Here is a 15225-nt window from a genome sequence, read left to right on the forward strand (position 1 = left end):
CGCGAAATTATAGGGCGGAGACAGGACACGTCCAGCGCCGGGCCGGCAGCGCTTGATCCAGGTCAAGGAAACCGCAAGACGGCGCCGTATAGTCGGCCCGTCTTGGGAAGGACACAAGGCGGGCGGGTGGTTCCGCCGACTCCACGGGGACCCGGCGGAACCACCCACACCGACGTTTGGACAAAGGCCTTCAACGCGTCGCCCGAACTTGTTTCGGCGCGACGCGCTTTTTCATGCACCCACAATCCACGCCGCGCCCGGCTCAACCATACGGCGACCGGCACTGCTGGCGAGGGCCATCATAAGGCTGGTAGCTGTTGTCCCAGGCGCGGTAGGAGCGGTAGCGGTCAAAGCACCAGCGCACATGGGCGGCCGCCAGGCGCGCCGCGGGGGGCGGGGGTGGCGCGACCGTGGCGGCCGCCACGCCGGCCGCGAAGGCGGCGGCCGGGAACCAATAGCCATTGTAGTAGCGATAGCCGGACCGCATGCGCCAATAGCCCCTGAAGCCGTTGTAGTAGTAGGCGCCGCCGACGACGTAGAAGCCGCGCCGGTACCAGATGGGCGTCGCCTGGCTGGTCACGAATGCCTGACCCGGGGCGGCCACGATCGGGACGGCTTCGGCCGGCGAGGCCAGCATCGATACGCCGAGCACCAGGCCGCATAAGGCCGTCGATATCCACTTCATCGTCTCTCTCCTTTGTCTCGTGTCCTGGGGATCACGGGCGCTTCAGCGCCCGCAATTCGGAAATCGAAAGCGCGCCGTCGCCATCGGTGTCCGCCTGCAGCAGGCGGTCGGGAATGGCGGCCGTGAATTCGTCGCGTGAGATTTTGCCGTCGCCGTTGCGGTCCATGCGGCTCGCCTCGGCTTGCAGCCCCGCGAAGCGCGCGGCCTGGATGTCGCGCTTCGAGTTGACCTGCGCCACGGCCGCGCGCACCTCGTCGGGGTCGAGCACCCCGTTGTGGTTGGCGTCCAGCCGGTCGAACATCCGCGCCCGCGCTGCCTGGATCTCGCTGAATTCGAGCTTTCGGTCGCCATTGGTGTCGATGCGCCGGAACGCTTCCCGGGCGCCCGTGTCGGCGGCGAACGCGCTGCAGCCGCACAAAAGCAGCCCGGCGAGGGCGGTCACGATCTTGGTCATCTGGGTCTCCGCTGAAATCGACGACCCGCCGCGGACCGTCCTTGCAGCGTCTCCTACGCGGGAGTTCGGCCGCTCCTACGCCCGGCGGCAGGATTTTTTCGCGGCGCTATTGGCGCCGTCGCGAGGGTCGCTACCCCGAAAAATTCGTGGGCGGCGCGTAGGAGCACGGGCCGGGCTGCGTATTGGCCGACAGTCGCCCCCCGCGACGTGACAGTCGAAAGGACCAACCATGAAACGCTCAGCAATCCTTGCGGGCCTGCTTCTCGGGCTCGCTCCGGTCTGCGCCGCCGTGGCGCAGGACATGCCCGGCCAGCGCATCCTGCAGCGCCTCGACACCAATGGCGACGGCGCGATCTCGAAGGACGAGATGCTCGCCGCCCGCGAACGTCTCTTCAAGAGGCTCGACCGCAATGGCGACGGCGCCATTGACGAGAAGGAGATCGAAACCGCCCGCCAGGCCATCGAGGACCGCGCCCAGGCAACCGAGGCCCGCCTCGGCACTCGCTGGCGGCGCATGGACAGGAACGGCGACGGCAAGGTCACCGAGAACGAGTTCCAGGCAGGCACGCCGCTCTTCGATCTCGCCGACCGCAATGGCGACGGCAGGCTCTCCGCCGACGAGATCGCGGCCATCCGCAAGATCGTGGCTGCTCACGCCAACTGACCAACTGCCTTCCAGAAAGGAAATGACATGCTTTCAAGATTCAAACTTCCGCTGCTTTGCCTCGGCGCGATGGTCGTCTGGTCGGCCGCTTCCCCGGCCTCGGCCGAGGAATGGACGCGCAAGACCGTGCATGGCGGCGAACTGAGCCGCAGCGTCGGCAAGGACGGCGACGTCTATACCGGCTCGACCACGCGGACCGGGCCGAACGGCGGCACCTATACGTCCGGCTCCACATGCACGGCAGGCGTTGTTGACCGCTGCTCTAGAAGCTACTCTGGCACCGGGCCGAACGGGAAGACATTCTCCGGCGAGCGTTACAGCGCGGCCGGACCGTTTCGCGGCCGTTCCGTCGGCAGCTTCACGGGCCCGAACGGCAACACGGTTCACGGCTTTCGCCGTTGGCGCCGCTGACATCTGGTGGTGGACTTGACGTCGGAATTCGCTTTTCTCCCGAGCCGGATCGTCGCGGATTTCTCCCTCGTCGCCGGAGGCTCGCCGATCGGTGCCCGCCGCCGTGCGGGATGAAGGCGCCGATGGCGACGAGGAGCTTCTGGCCCGCATCGCCGGAGGCAGCCAGGCGGCTTTGTCCGCGCTCATGGCCCGCCACGGCCGTGGGCTGCGGACATTCGCCGCACGCTATCTCGGCCATGCGGCCGATGCCGAGGACGTGGTGCAGGAGGTGTTCGTGACCGTCTGGAAACAGGCCGCGCGCTTCGATCCCGGCAGGGCGCGCGCCTCGACATGGCTCTACCGGATCACCGCCAACCGCTGCATCGACCAGCGCCGGCGCCGCGCGCTGCGCAATTTCTTCGGCCTGGACGACATCGCGGAGGAGCCGGCCGCGCCGGAAGCGAATGCCGAGACCGCGACGGCGGCGAGGCAGGAGCTGGCGATCGTGCGCGATGGCCTGTCGCGCCTGCCGGAGCGCCAGCGGATGGCGCTGCTTCTGAGGGCGGTGGGCGAGCTTGACATCGGTGCGATCGCCGAGGTGATGGGCGCCAGCGCGGGCTCGGTCGAACAGTTGCTCGTGCGCGGGCGCCGTGCGCTCAGGGATCATTTGGCAGATGCGGCCGGGAGCCGCGAAAGGAAGTCCTCATGACACGCGAGGAATTCGACAAGAACCGGCGCCGCTTCGGCGACGACATCGATGCCTGGCCGCCGCCCTTGAGAGAGCCGGCCCGCGCGTTCATGGCACGTGAAAGCGACGACGCGCTCGACAGGCTCGTGCGGCAGGCCGCGCTGGTCGAGGGCGACGATCGCGCCCTGGCGCGCAAAGTGATGGCGCGTATCGATCGCGGCGCGCCGCATCCTTCGCTGCTGCCGCGCTTTCTCATTGCGCCGACGGGCTTCGCCGCCAGCGCCGCCGCTCTCCTCATTGCCGCGACAATCGCCGGTTACCAGGTGGCGCGCCTTCAGGACCAGTCGCAGGATTCCGAGCTTCTGGCGCTCGCCGCGGGCGCCAGGCTTCCCGATGACGGCGGACAGGCGATCGCGGGCGATGCGGGCGAGGGGGACGCGCTATGACCGGTCGTTCATGGATCTGGGCTGCGGTGCTGGTTGTGCTTGCCCTTTCGCTGGCGCTGAACTTCTTCTTCATCGGCTATGCCGCGCATGGCCTGCGCCAGGCGGTCGCCGCGCGCGGGCTGCTGGCGGAGGTCGCGGGCGCCTACTCGCCGGAGGTGCGCAAGGAGTTCCGCGCGGTCATGCGCGACAACCGCGCCCGCACGTTCGAGGCGCTGCGGCAGCTGCGCGCGGCGCGCGCCGACCTGGCTGCGGCCGAGAAGGCACAGCCTTTCGACGAGGCGGCGGTCAGGCAGTCGATGGCGGCGGTGCGTGCCGCCACGACCAACCTTCAGGCAACGGTGCAGGACTACCTGCTTGCCGCCATGAAGAACGTCAACGCGAAGCCGAACGGGTGAGCCATCGCCCCACTCGCGGCACAATTGCCGTGACCTATTCCCGTGTCGGAACCATGATGACGAACCAATGCGGCACGACGGGCTTTTCCTGATATTGCTTTGGCGCGAGCTGGTCCTCGGCCTGCGGGCGATGCGGCGCCGCGATCTCGCCTGGATCGGGCTCGGCGGCGGCGCGCTGCTGGCCTATGCGATCGCCGATATCGTGCTCGCCCTCCATGCCGCGGCGCCGAAATTGCGGGATGACGAGCTGCTGTGGACTCTTGGCCTGCCGCTCACCCTGGCCGTGCTCGGGGCACTCACAGGCAACGCGGTCGCCAGGCTCTGCCTTGAACGGGCTTTCGCGCCCTTCCTCAAGGCGCTGCCGCTTGCGCCCGGACAGCGCCGCCGCATGGCCGGCAGGGCGACGCTGGCGATCTTCGCACCGCTGGGCGTCCTGGTTGCCGTTTTGGTCGGCTTCGCCTGCGCCGTCATTGGAAAGCCGTTGCCGGCGGCCTGGGGCGTGGGCGCGGCGGTCCTGTTTGCCCTGGGCTTCGGCACGGCCGCCCTCTGGCGCTTGCGGCGGCCACGCCTTCTCCTGGATGAGGCGGCAGGCGAGGCGGCGCCGGTCGGGAGGCCGTGGCTCGGCCGTCTCGACCGAGCGCGTCCGCGCTGGCTTTCGAGCTGGGCCTGGAAACTGCCGGGTGGCCATTTGCGGCCGTCATGGAAGCTGGCCGCCGCCAGCCTCATGCTTGCGGTCGCGGCCATCCTTGGCGCATGGGCAAGCCTTGCCGGCGGCACGGCCGGGCCGGCGGCGGTCGCGGGCCTGGCGGGCGGCATTCTCGTCTTCATGCTCAGCCTGCGCTGCCAGCCGGTCGGCTCGCCGGTGCTGCGCACGGCGCCCATCGGCTTCACCCGCGTTTGGCTGCGGCTGGTGCAACTGCCGCTGCAATTGTCGCTCGCCTTCTTCCTGCTGCCGGCCGGCGCGGCGCTCGCGGCCGAGCCGTCGGCATGGGCCGTGCCGGTGGCAGGTGGGCTCTGGCTGCTGGTGCTGAACGGCGCCTATGCGGTGTTCGGCGCCTATTTCCTGAACGCGCCCTTCGTCGCCATGCTGAGCTTCGCCAGCGCGCTCGCCTATGCCGGCTATGAAACGCTCGAATATGGCCGCACCGTGCTGATCGGCCTGGCGGCGCTGGTGTTCTTCCTGTGGCACCGAACCCGACAGAGGTATCGTAATGGATGAAGTCCTGGCCGTCAGCGGGCTCAGCGCCGGCTATCGCGGGCGCGCTGTGGTACGCGGCATTGATCTTTCGCTCCGCCGGGGCGACATACTCGGCCTGCTCGGCGCCAACGGTTCGGGCAAGTCGACGCTCATCAGGGCGATCACCGGCCAGATCCCGTTGCTCAGCGGCAGCGTGACGGTCGACGGCGTTGACCTCGCCGCCGCGCCGGAGCGTGCCAAGGCCCGCTTCGGCCTCGCCATCGAGCCGCATGAGTTGCCGGCGCCGCTTTCGGGACGCCAATATATCGAGCTCGTTGCCTCGATCCGCGGCTGCGCGCCAAACGACCTGCCAAGTGCCGATCTGCCGGGCGGCGACCTCCTGGAGCGGCTCGAACTCGGCCGCTGGATGGACCGTCCGATCGCCGAATATTCGCTCGGCACGCGAGCCAAGGTCGCGATCTTCGCGGCACTTCTCGGCTGGCCGCCGCTGCTGATTTTCGACGAGACGCTGAACGGCCTCGATCCGGTCGCCGCCTGGGAGGTGAAACGCGCGATCACCGCGCTCTGCGCGAGCGGCCGTCACGCCGTGATCGTCTCGACCCAGGTGGTGGAGGCCGTGCCGGCGCTTTGCAATCGCGCGGTGCTAATGGCCGATGGCAGCCTGAGCCGGAGCTGGGATGCGGCGCAACTGGCAGAGGCAGGCGGGGCGCCAGGCGCGTTCGAGGCAAGCGTCATGCAAGCGCTGCGCATGCACGCCGCTGCCTGATCAAGAGCAATTCCAGGAAAAGTGTGAGGGGTTTTCCGCCCTGGAATTCTGGCCAAAAACAAAGCTCTAAGCCCTCGGCAGCATGCGGCGCATGATCAGCGAGGCGTGGCCGCCGACGCCATGCGCTGCTTCGCGGCGTTCGACCACCTCGAAGCCGTGCTTGCGGTAGAAGGCGATCGCGCGGTCGTTGCCTTCGATCACCTCCAGCGCGATCGAGGGGATGCCGGCATGGGCGGCAAGCACGGCATGTAGAAGGTCGACCGCGAGGCCGCTGCCGAACGCCTGCGGCTCGATATGCAGCCGCTCCAGCGTGACGTCGCCCTTCCCATCCATCGCCGCCATCGCATAGCCGGCGATCGAGCCGTCGGCGCGCTCGGCGACGAAGGACATCTTGTCCTCGTCCTCCAGTTCTTGCGCGAGCGCGTCCGGCGCATGCCTCTGGTCGGAGAGCCGGGCCACGGTCTCGTCGCCCATGATCGGCGCGTAGGTCCGCCGCCAGGATTGGCCGAGTAGCCGCGACACGTCGGCAAGATCGTTCCTCGTCATCGCCCGGATGCTGGTCATGGTCGTTGTCCTTGTTTCGATCCGAAGATAGGGCGAAGCGCGGTGCGGGGCCAATCCCCGTGCGCGGAAGGCGCGGATCCTGTCGGTGCTCTTTCGGGGCGTTCAAGCGGATATCATGGGCGGCTGAAACGATCCTGCATACCCGGTAGCCCGCTGCCGAACCGATAGGGGCGGCAGCGGGCCAAAAGCGACGCTGTCCCGCCGAGCAGGAGACACTGCTCAATCGTGAAACTAAACGGGCTTCGCCGCGACGCGCGACTTACGGATTCGTAAGCTTACGGTCATGCTCCCAGGCGCGGCCCGGCGTGTAATTCCTGCGCCGCCTTGTCGGTGTGGTCGAAAGCAGCTCCTGTTACGCCAAGTGCGGCGCCGCTCGGATTTCCCGCCTCCCGGAACCGGCGGGCGAAGATCATCAGGCGCCGCGCGGTGTTGTTGCGCAGGCGGCGCAGGCGCCATTCCAGTCCCGTCTCGGTGGTGATGCGCCTGGCATAGATGCTGGCGCGCATGGCTCTTTCATCGGCGGCGACCTTGACCGGATCGTCGTAGAAAGCGGTGATCTTATCAGCCGCCATGCCGGGCGTTTCGAGCCAGGCAGGGATATGCGTCGTGGCGAGGCAGTCGACATCGGTGAGCACCCGGTGGATGCCGTCGCCCTGCGCCGGACAGGTCGTGGCGAACGCATCGCCGATGAAGACGACACCATCGCGGCGATGGCCCTGTGTCGTCGTCAGGCTGACCTGCCGCACCTCGACCTCGCTGGCGACGGCGAAGTTGCCGCATCGCTGGGCAATCTCCGGCATCAGGTCCAGCAGCATCTGTTGCGGGTTCTCGCGGAACGCCCGCACCCACGGATCGGCGACGGTCCGGTAGACGAACATGTTGGCCCGCAGCCGCTCGCCGATCCGGAAGATGGTAAGAAAGGCAATGCGATCGGCGATCCGCCTTCCGTAGAAGGTGAGGGATTGCAGGCCGAATTCCTGCGGGCTGATCGCCAGATCGAAGCCCATCGTCAGCGAATGCGCCTTCGATTCCTCGATGCGCTCGACGCCGATGGCGCGCCGCACCGCCTCGCTGTAGCCGGTGGCCACCACCAGCAGCCGGGCATCGATGACCGAGCCGTCGGTGAGCATCAGGCGCTGCCGGTCCGGTCCGGTCGACACCTCGGCGACCTTGCCCACCGTCAGCGGCACTTCCGGAGGCAGCGCCGCTCGCATGCCGTTGACCAGCGGCGCGTAGGAAAAGGCGTATTCGAAGGTCTGCTTGCGCTCGAACAACTGGCCGAAGCGGAAGACATGGAGATCGGTCATCGGCGTGGAGATCGACCTGAAGGCCGAGCCCAGGCCGAGCTTTTCGAACAGCCCCATCTGTTCCGCGCGGGTTTTCTCGGCCCGGAATTCGTCATGGTGGACACGATGCGGATCGATCAGCGCCACCTTGCGGCCTGCTTTGGCGAGCGTTGTCGCCAGAACGGTTCCGGCCAGCCCGGCGCCGACGATCGCCACTTCCACCTCGGTCCGGCCGGGCGGGGCTGCGGGCGTTTCGCGATTCTCGGTGGTGCTCATTGCTTGTCTCCACGGCCCGTGGGCATGCTCTTCCGCCGCTGGGTCTGCTTCCAGCGCGGTGCCATTGCCGAACCATCTATGAATTCCAGTCCGCCCGCTTCGTTGAGCGTATGCAGCTTGCGGCCGGCCCAGCCGGCGCCCGGGTTGAGGATCGTCTCGACGACCTGTTCGAAGCCGTTATCGTCGAGCTGTGTGACGCGTGCGATGCCAAGCGCGGCGCCATAGCTCCTGCGGCAGTCCTGCACCGGACGCAGAAGCTGGCCGCCGCGGCTCACCATGCGGCCCGCCGGCCGCGCCGAGGCGATGTCGATCAGCAGCGGGTTCTTCGGATGCGACGTCCACGGCCCGCGGAAATCCGTCGCCGACCACAGATGCAGCTGATCCGAGAAGGCGCCGCCGCCGTCACGCACCGTGGCGAACATCCACCAGCGTCCGCCATGCTCGACAAGCGTGGCGTCGCTGGCGACGACGTCGGAGACCAGCGTCGCCTCCTTCACCCAGCCGCCCGGGAAGGCGGTGGCGCGGTAGAGGTCGACGCTGCGGTTGGCGCCGCTTTCCGGCACCATCCACATCTGGCCGTCGCGCTCGAACACGAAGGGGTAGGAGAGGTGGTAGGGCAGTTCCAGCACCGGCTTAGGGGTGCCTGCCGGTCCGTTCGGCCCGAAAGCCACCGCCGACAGGATCGCCTTGCCGGCGCTATGGATATAATCCTCGACGAACAGCGTCACCTGGCCGCCGTAAAGCACCGGGAACGGATCGGCGTAGAAGCGGCTGCCGTCGTCGGGCAAGTCCCGCCAGCCCGATTGCGGATGGGCGCGCAGATCGTAAAGGTCCTTGCCTTGGGTCTCGCGCCAGCCGACCCGCCAGTGCGGGGCATTGTAGCACAGATGATAGATCTGCTGGACGATGCGCCGCACTGTCGCCTTGGCGGCCCGCACGCCGAGCTTCGTGGCCGATGGCATGGGCGGTGGCGACGCGCCGGATGGCGGTTCGGGCAGCACAGGCAGGTGCGAGCGCGCGGCGCCGGCCACCGCCGCCACGATCAGGCTGGCCGTGCGCGCCAGCATGTCCTGGAAGGACGCCAGCGCGACGCCGTGATATTCGGTGCCGAGCCGCCCTTCGGCGAAGGTCACGCCGTTCTGCTCCAGGCGGGCGAGCGGCGTGCGGCCGGCAAGGATGAGCGCCAGCAGCGCTTCCTCGCCGCAGACGCCGTCATAGGCGAGCCGCCAGACCTGTCCGCCTTGCGGCTCGACATCGCCGACAAGGTCGATGGTGAGGTCGGCTGGCTGGGACGCCCTCGCATGGCCGGCAAGGGCCGAAATTGGCACACGCCTGGCCGTCCCATTGGCGGGCAGGCGGTGGACGAGCGTTTCAAGCTGGAACAGCGCCTCTGCCGCGCGCGGCACACCGCCCGCCGCCGGGCGAGCGTCGACGCAAAGCTCGACGCCGGGCAGCAGCGACAGCCGTTCGGCCAGCGCGACATGGAAAGCGCGCACGCGATCGCCGTTGAGGCGCAGGCTCAGGCGCATGGACAGTCCCCGGGCGACTCGCCTCCGGAACTGGCAGGCAGGCCCGCCGGGTCTAGTTCCCGCCGCATGCGCACGATGTCTCCAATTTCAGCTGCACCTAATTTCTACTGTGTTGGTGCAAACTTCGTGCCAGGACAGCCTCAATTTATGAACATAATTAACAGTGTTTTAATCGTTGCCGGGAATAGCTAGGCCAACGCCGCATTTCTCGTCTTGCCGGCCGATGGAGCGTTGTCGGAGCGACCTTTGCAACCACCCCTGCTCATGGTGCCTCAGCAGAACGCTTCGGAGGCGGTTGCGCCGGCGCCAGCCTATTACGCGCCCGCATTGGCGCCAGCGGCTGCCACGGTCGAGCTTGGTGATCTCGGCCGCATCCTGCTGCGGCGCCGCTTCCTGATCCTTGCCGTCACCGCGCTCCTCACCGCATTGACGCTCGTCTACACCATGCTGACCCCGGCGCTCTACTCCTCGACGGCGCAGATCATCGTCGATCCCGAGGACCTCCAGGTCGTCACCAACGACGTCAATCCGAGCCGCATCTCGCCCGACGGCGGCATCACCCAGGTCGAGAGCCAGGTCAGCGTCGCGCAGTCGAACGGCGTCCTGCTGCGCGCGATCAAGGCGACCAACCTCACCGAGGATCCGGATTTCAACGGGCAGGGCGTTCTCGGCCGCTGGCTGGGCATGCTCTTCGGCGACAGTGACAGCGACAGGACGGCGACCACGCTGGATTCGCTGCGTCGCGTGCTCGCGGTGAAGCGCGACGACAAGGTTCTGGTGCTCAACATCATCATCACCGCCAAGAGCGCGCAGAAGGCGTCGGACCTCGCCAACGCCATCGCCACCGCCTACCTTGCCGACCAGGCCGACGCTCGCAGGGACAAGGCGGCCAAAGCCTCCGAGGCGATCACCGCGCGGCTCGACGAACAGCGCAAGCGCGTCGAGCAGGCGGAGAACGCCGTCGAGGCCTACCGCTCGCAGCACAACATGGTGATGGCCCAGGGCAATCTGGTGAGCGACCAGGAACTGACCGGGCTCAATGCCGAGCTGACCGCCGCGCAGGCGCGGACCCAGCAGCTGAAGGCGCAGGTCGATCAGTTGCGCAGGCAGGGAGGCGCGCCGGACGCGACCTCGGAAGCCACGCGCTCCTCGACAATTTCGAGCCTCAGGGCGCAGGAAGCGGCGCTGGTCGACCAGATCGCCCAGCTCGGCACCGGGCTCGGACCGCGCCACCCCTCGATGATCGCCGCCCAGCAGCAGCTGCGCGACCTGCGCGCGCTGATCCAGCGCGAGCTCGGCCGCATCGTTACCGCCGCGGAGACCGACTATGAGCGGTCCCTGGCCAACCAGCAGGCGCTGCAGGCCAAGGTGCAGGCGCTCAAGTCGAAATCGCTCGATACCGACCAGGCTTCGGTGCGCCTGCGCGAATTGCAGCGCGACCTCGACGCCGTGCGCACCGTCTATGCCAACTACCTGCAGCGCGCCCAGGAAACGCGCGAGCAGACCAATGTCGACAGCACCAACGCCCGCATCATCTCGCAGGCCATGCCGGCGCTGAAGAAGAGCTGGCCGCCGAAGGGGCTGCTTGTGTTCGGCGCCGTCTTCGGAGGGCTGGCGCTGGGCATCGGCATGGCGCTGATCGCCGAATATCTTTCGCCGACCGTGCTTTCCGCCAACCAGATGCAGTCGGCCATCGAGGCGCCGGTGCTGGGCGTGCTGCCGGGCAGGGGACGCCGCCGCTTCGGCCGTGCGGGCGGCGTGGCGCAAAAGACCGACGCCGTGGCCGGACTGGCGCTGCAGCGCATCGCCGCCACCACAAGGCGTCCGCCCGACTGGCCGCTGGTGCCCTCGATACTCGTGGCGTCGCCGCCCGAGGACAAGGCGCAGCGCTCGAGGGTCGCGTGGCAGCTCGCCAACGCGGCGGCGGCCCGGGGACGACGCGTGCTGTTCATCGACATCAATGCCGGCAAGGGCCAGAAGGACCCGCAGCCCGGCGTGCTCGACGTGCTGCGCGGCGAATATCCGCTCGACGCGGTCAGCCGCTATGCGCCCGGCAGTTCCGTCGCGCTCATCGGCCGGGGCCGGCCGGCGGCGGTGTTCCAGGAAGCGCAGGCGCTTTATTTCGCCCACCGCATGCTGGCCGAGGCCAATCGCAGCTTCGAGCTCGTCGTCGTCGACGGTGGCGCCCTGGCCGACGACCTCAACGTCCTGCCGCTGGTCGCCATGGCCGACGAGATCCTGCTCGTCGCCAGGCTGAACGCGACGCCGATGCGCGATGTCGCCTCGACCTCGGAAGCGGTCTCCGTCATGGGGCGCCTGCCGACCGGCGCCATGCTGGTCGACGAGGCCGCCTGACATGGCCTCGGTCCTGGCTGGTTCCGCCCGGCCTGTCCCGGCTCCGGTCTACGGCATGGCCGGCCGGCGCGCTGTCCCTGTCGACACGCTGACCCGGCTTGGCATCACCGTGGCGGTGCTTCTCCTGTTTGCCGTATCCGGCGGCATGCTTTGGCTGCTCGGCTACAATTACGAGGGCCTGCAAGGCAGCGCCCTGACCAAGATCCATCCCTCCACCTATCTGGTGGTCCTGGTGTTTGCCTGGCGGTCCTGCACCTTCGGCAATCCCGTCGGCTATGTCGTCAATGTCACCAACCGGCGTCCGGCCACCGCGCTTTTGGCGGTGATCGCGGTGGTGCTTCTCCTCGTCGTCATCGTCAGGCAACGTCCCGGCATGGCCGGCATGATCGACACCTTCGTGGCGCCGGCGCTGTTCGTCCTGGTGCTGAGCGAGGATGACGAAAAGACTTTTGCCCGGCTGCAACTCGTCATCCATGCCGTGATGACGGCGAACGCGCTGCTTGCGCTGTTCGAGTTCGGCGCCAAGCATCTGGTATTCCCCTACAGGTTCGACGGCGCGGTGTTCGTCAACGACCCGCGCTCGACGGCGCTGCAGGGGCACCCTCTGTCCAATGCCACGGTCACCTTGATCTATGTGCTGTCGCTGCTGTCCGGCGCGCGTTCCCTGTCGACGCCGCTGCGGCTGGCGTTGGTCGGCCTCCAGTTCTGCGCGCTGGTTGCCTTCGGCGGCCGCTCGGCGATGGTGCTGACGGTCCTGCTCGGCAGCGTCTATATGCTGACCCGCGGCGTCGCCCAGCTCAGGACCGGGCGAGTGAACCTTCTGGCCGCGGCGCTCGTGATCATGCTTGCCGCGCTGCTGCCGTTGGCGATCATGCTCGCCGGTTACTACGGCTTCTTCGACGCGCTGCTCGAGCGCTTCGTCTCCGACAATGGCAGCGCCAACGCGCGCGTCCAGATGTTCGACCTGTTCAGCCGGCTGGAGCTGCGCGACATCATCGTCGGCCCCGACATCGACCTTTTGGAGAGCACCCGCCGTATCAGCGGCCTCGAACAGGGCATCGAGAACCCGATCATCCGCATGACGCTCTATCAGGGCGCCTTCTTCACGCTTTTGATGTTCTTCGGCGTCGCGCTGTTCATGCACGAGGTTGCCCGCCGCTGCCATCCCGGCATCTGGCTGCCGATGCTGGGTTGGCTTCTCATCATCAACACCTCGGAAAGCCTTGCGTCCAAGACAACGCTGATGACCAAATTCGTGGTGATTGCCCTGGCGCTGTACAGGCCGGTTGGGCCCATTGCGCGTCAAAGGACGCAGGCGTAGCCGCTCTACGGCGCCCCCCTCTGTCCTGCCGGACATCTCCCCCACAGGTGGGGAGATCAGCCGTCACGCTGGCTTTCGCCAACCACCGACGTTGCAAGCGAGGCGCGTTCGCGGAAGCTGCCAATCTCCCCCCAAGTGGGGGAGATGTCCGGCAGGACAGAGGGGGGCGCGAAGGAACTCGGCGAATCTAGTTACGCACCCACAGCCACCCCGCTCGCCTCACGCCTCCGCGTCCCAAGCAACACCAGCGGCACCGCGACCAGGTTGATCGCGATCACCGACAGCCAAGTGGCGCCGGGCCATTCTCTTCGCGTGGCGAAGTACAGGGTCGAGAACGCAAGCGGCGCGACGATGGTGGCGAGGCTCACCGCCGAGGCCAGCACGCCCTGCAGCTGGCCCTGGCGCGCCGCGTCGACCTGCCGTGTCGCCAGCGCCTGGAAGGCCGGCGTGCCGATGCCGGAGAGCGCGAAGACCGGCATGATGGCGAACACCATCCAGCCCTGGCTGGCGAAAGCCATGACGGCGAGCGCGACACATGCGCAGGCGATGCCGGCGACGAAGGCCTTGCGCTCGCCGAGCAGCCGGGCAGCCGGGCCGGGCAGGAAGGCCTGTGCCAGCGTCTGGCAAAGTCCGAACGCACCGAGCGAAAGCCCGATCCAGAGACCGTTCCACCCGAATGTGTCGAAGCCCCAGAGCGCCCAGCAGGTGCCGTAGGCCTCGCCGGCGCCGGAGAGGATGAAATAGACGAGGACGATGGGAAGCAGCCCTTTCATCGAAAACACCCAGCCGAGCGGCTTCAGCGGATTGAGCGCGGCGAGGTCGATCTTCCCGCGGGCCGGCGGGCGCGACTCCGGCAGGACGAAGACGGCCAGGAGCAAGTTCGCGGCGTTGAGCAGGGCGGCGGCGATGAAGGGCAGCCGGATCCAGTGGTCGCCAAGCACGCCGCCCAGCACCGGACCGATGATGAAGCCGATGCCGAACATGGCGCTGAACAGGCCGAAGCGGCCGGCGCGCTTATCCTGCGGCGTGATGTCGGTGATGTAGGCCGTCGCCACGGAAATGTTGGCGCTGGTGAGCCCTGCGATGGCGCGGCCGATCAACAGCATCCAGAGCTGCGGCGCGAAGGCCATGATGAGGTAGTTGATCGCGGCGCTCGCCAGCGAAATCAGCAGCACCGGACGGCGGCCCAGATTGTCGCTCAGGGCGCCGAGCACCGGCGCGAAGAGGAATTGCATGGCCGCGTAGAGCGCCGTCATGACGCCGATATAGGCGACGATGTCGGGGCTGTGCGTCACCTCCTCGAGCAGGCGCGGCAGGATCGGGAAGACCAGGCCGATGCCGACGGCGTCGAGGCAGATGGCGGCAAAGATGACGATGAGAGGTTTGTTCATGGGGTGAGCTCCGGGAGCAAAGGTCTGTTCGCCGGGGCGGATCGCATCGCGCCGGGCGTCAAACCATATATGTACTGAGTTTTAATATGGACTGAGTACATATATCGCGCGCTGGCGACGCGGAGTCAATACGAATATGTACTGAGTACAGAAATCATGCTAGGAGAAGCCATGCCCGAACCATCAGACCGCCGTTCCCGCAAGCGCCTCGCCACCCGCAAGGCCATCTCCGACACCGCCACGCGCCTGTTCATGGAGCGCGGCTTCGATCACGTGACGGTGGACGAGATCGCCGAGGCCGCCGATGTCGGGCGCATGACGGTCTTCAACCACTTCCCGCGCAAGGAAGACATGTTCTTCGACCGCGACGAGGAGGGGCGTGAGATGCTGCGTGAAGCGGTGCGGCACCGCCCAGCCGGCGTCGCGCCGCTGGAGGCGCTCTGCCGGCTCGCGCACCGTTTGGTGGCGGAGAAAAGTCCCGTCGTCGAGTTTTCAGCCAGAAGCGAGCGCCTGGTTCCGACGGTCGCCGGCAGCGAAACCCTGAAGGCGCGGGCGCGGGCGATCCGCGACGACCTGGCCGACCTGGTCGCCGCGGCGCTGGCCGAAGCGGTTGGGCGCGATGCCGCCGATCCCGACGCCCGTCTTGCGGCAAGCCTGCTGCTGGCGGCATGGACGGTCGCCTTCCTCGAAGCGCATCGCACTTTTCGTGAGACGCGCAGCAGGAAGGAAGCGGACAATGCTTTCCTGACGCTCGTCGACAAGGGGGCGACGGGCCTGAAGGCCGCGATGGCCGGCACGCCTTATTTGTGAGCCGCTG

General features: G+C 67.7%; 16 protein-coding genes. 10 read left to right on the plus strand and 6 right to left on the minus strand.

Annotated elements, in window-relative coordinates; genetic code table 11:
* Positions 1-262 precede the first annotated feature (262 nt).
* Together EN862_RS16065 and EN862_RS16070 are read right to left on the minus strand one after the other, a co-directional pair.
* Entirely contained in the window at positions 263-685 is a 423-nt protein-coding gene (locus tag EN862_RS16065; protein WP_127865263.1) for a BA14K family protein, read from the minus strand.
* Between the two features lie 31 nt (positions 686-716).
* Positions 717-1139 (minus strand): EF-hand domain-containing protein, encoded by a 423-nt coding sequence (locus EN862_RS16070; RefSeq protein ID WP_127865264.1) that lies wholly within the window; start codon positions 1137-1139, stop codon positions 717-719.
* 229 nt (positions 1140-1368) lie between these two features.
* Here EN862_RS16070 and EN862_RS16075 point away from each other — a divergent pair, with 229 nt between their 5' ends.
* The 7 genes from EN862_RS16075 (at position 1369) to EN862_RS16105 (ending at position 5686) form a co-directional block, all read left to right on the plus strand.
* A complete protein-coding gene (locus tag EN862_RS16075) occupies positions 1369-1803 on the plus strand; it encodes an EF-hand domain-containing protein (RefSeq protein WP_127865265.1) in 435 nt (144 codons plus the stop codon).
* Positions 1804-1830: 27 nt separating this feature from the next.
* Complete coding sequence (locus EN862_RS16080; RefSeq protein WP_127865266.1) at positions 1831-2214, plus strand: hypothetical protein; 384 nt, start codon at positions 1831-1833, stop codon at positions 2212-2214.
* Positions 2215-2305: 91 nt separating this feature from the next.
* Positions 2306-2902, plus strand: coding sequence for a sigma-70 family RNA polymerase sigma factor (locus EN862_RS16085; RefSeq protein WP_127865267.1), 597 nt, complete (start codon positions 2306-2308; stop codon positions 2900-2902).
* A complete protein-coding gene (locus EN862_RS16090) occupies positions 2899-3327 on the plus strand; it encodes a hypothetical protein (protein WP_127865268.1) in 429 nt (142 codons plus the stop codon). The genes EN862_RS16085 and EN862_RS16090 overlap by 4 nt, the downstream gene beginning before the upstream one ends.
* Positions 3324-3722 carry a periplasmic heavy metal sensor gene (locus EN862_RS16095; RefSeq protein WP_127865269.1) on the plus strand — a complete coding sequence of 133 codons (399 nt, stop codon included), beginning with the start codon at positions 3324-3326 and terminating at the stop codon, positions 3720-3722. Before EN862_RS16090 ends, EN862_RS16095 begins: the two co-directional genes overlap by 4 nt.
* A gap of 67 nt (positions 3723-3789) precedes the next feature.
* Complete coding sequence (locus EN862_RS16100; protein ID WP_127865270.1) at positions 3790-4941, plus strand: hypothetical protein; 1152 nt, start codon at positions 3790-3792, stop codon at positions 4939-4941.
* Positions 4934-5686: an ABC transporter ATP-binding protein gene (locus EN862_RS16105; protein WP_127865271.1), complete on the plus strand. Its 753-nt coding sequence runs from the start codon at positions 4934-4936 to the stop codon at positions 5684-5686. Before EN862_RS16100 ends, EN862_RS16105 begins: the two co-directional genes overlap by 8 nt.
* Before the next feature lie 66 nt (positions 5687-5752).
* Here EN862_RS16105 and EN862_RS16110 read toward each other — a convergent pair whose 3' ends face one another.
* The 3 genes from EN862_RS16110 to EN862_RS16120 all read right to left on the minus strand — a co-directional run bounded on the left by EN862_RS16110 (position 5753) and on the right by EN862_RS16120 (position 9341).
* Positions 5753-6250 (minus strand): N-acetyltransferase, encoded by a 498-nt coding sequence (locus EN862_RS16110; protein ID WP_127865272.1) that lies wholly within the window; start codon positions 6248-6250, stop codon positions 5753-5755.
* A gap of 281 nt (positions 6251-6531) precedes the next feature.
* Positions 6532-7812: an NAD(P)/FAD-dependent oxidoreductase gene (locus tag EN862_RS16115; protein WP_127865273.1), complete on the minus strand. Its 1281-nt coding sequence runs from the start codon at positions 7810-7812 to the stop codon at positions 6532-6534.
* Positions 7809-9341 carry a formyl transferase gene (locus tag EN862_RS16120; RefSeq protein ID WP_127865274.1) on the minus strand — a complete coding sequence of 511 codons (1533 nt, stop codon included), beginning with the start codon at positions 9339-9341 and terminating at the stop codon, positions 7809-7811. The genes EN862_RS16115 and EN862_RS16120 overlap by 4 nt, the downstream gene beginning before the upstream one ends.
* A 246-nt stretch (positions 9342-9587) precedes the next feature.
* Between EN862_RS16120 and EN862_RS16125 the strand changes: the two genes are divergently transcribed.
* Positions 9588-11696 (plus strand): Wzz/FepE/Etk N-terminal domain-containing protein, encoded by a 2109-nt coding sequence (locus tag EN862_RS16125; RefSeq protein WP_127865275.1) that lies wholly within the window; start codon positions 9588-9590, stop codon positions 11694-11696.
* Position 11697: 1 nt separating this feature from the next.
* Positions 11698-13017 carry a VpsF family polysaccharide biosynthesis protein gene (locus tag EN862_RS16130; RefSeq protein WP_127865276.1) on the plus strand — a complete coding sequence of 440 codons (1320 nt, stop codon included), beginning with the start codon at positions 11698-11700 and terminating at the stop codon, positions 13015-13017.
* 191 nt (positions 13018-13208) lie between these two features.
* On the opposite strand, the gene EN862_RS16140 is transcribed toward EN862_RS16130, so the two are convergent.
* Positions 13209-14408, minus strand: a complete 1200-nt coding sequence (locus EN862_RS16140) for a TCR/Tet family MFS transporter (protein WP_127865277.1) — start codon at positions 14406-14408, stop codon at positions 13209-13211.
* Between the two features lie 171 nt (positions 14409-14579).
* On the opposite strand from EN862_RS16140, the gene EN862_RS16145 reads away from it, so the two are divergent.
* A complete protein-coding gene (locus tag EN862_RS16145; RefSeq protein ID WP_127865278.1) occupies positions 14580-15218 on the plus strand; it encodes a TetR/AcrR family transcriptional regulator in 639 nt (212 codons plus the stop codon).
* The last annotated feature ends 7 nt before the right edge of the window (positions 15219-15225 follow it).

Source organism: Mesorhizobium sp. M2E.F.Ca.ET.219.01.1.1, assembly GCF_004016445.2.
Lineage (GTDB): Bacteria > Pseudomonadota > Alphaproteobacteria > Rhizobiales > Rhizobiaceae > Mesorhizobium.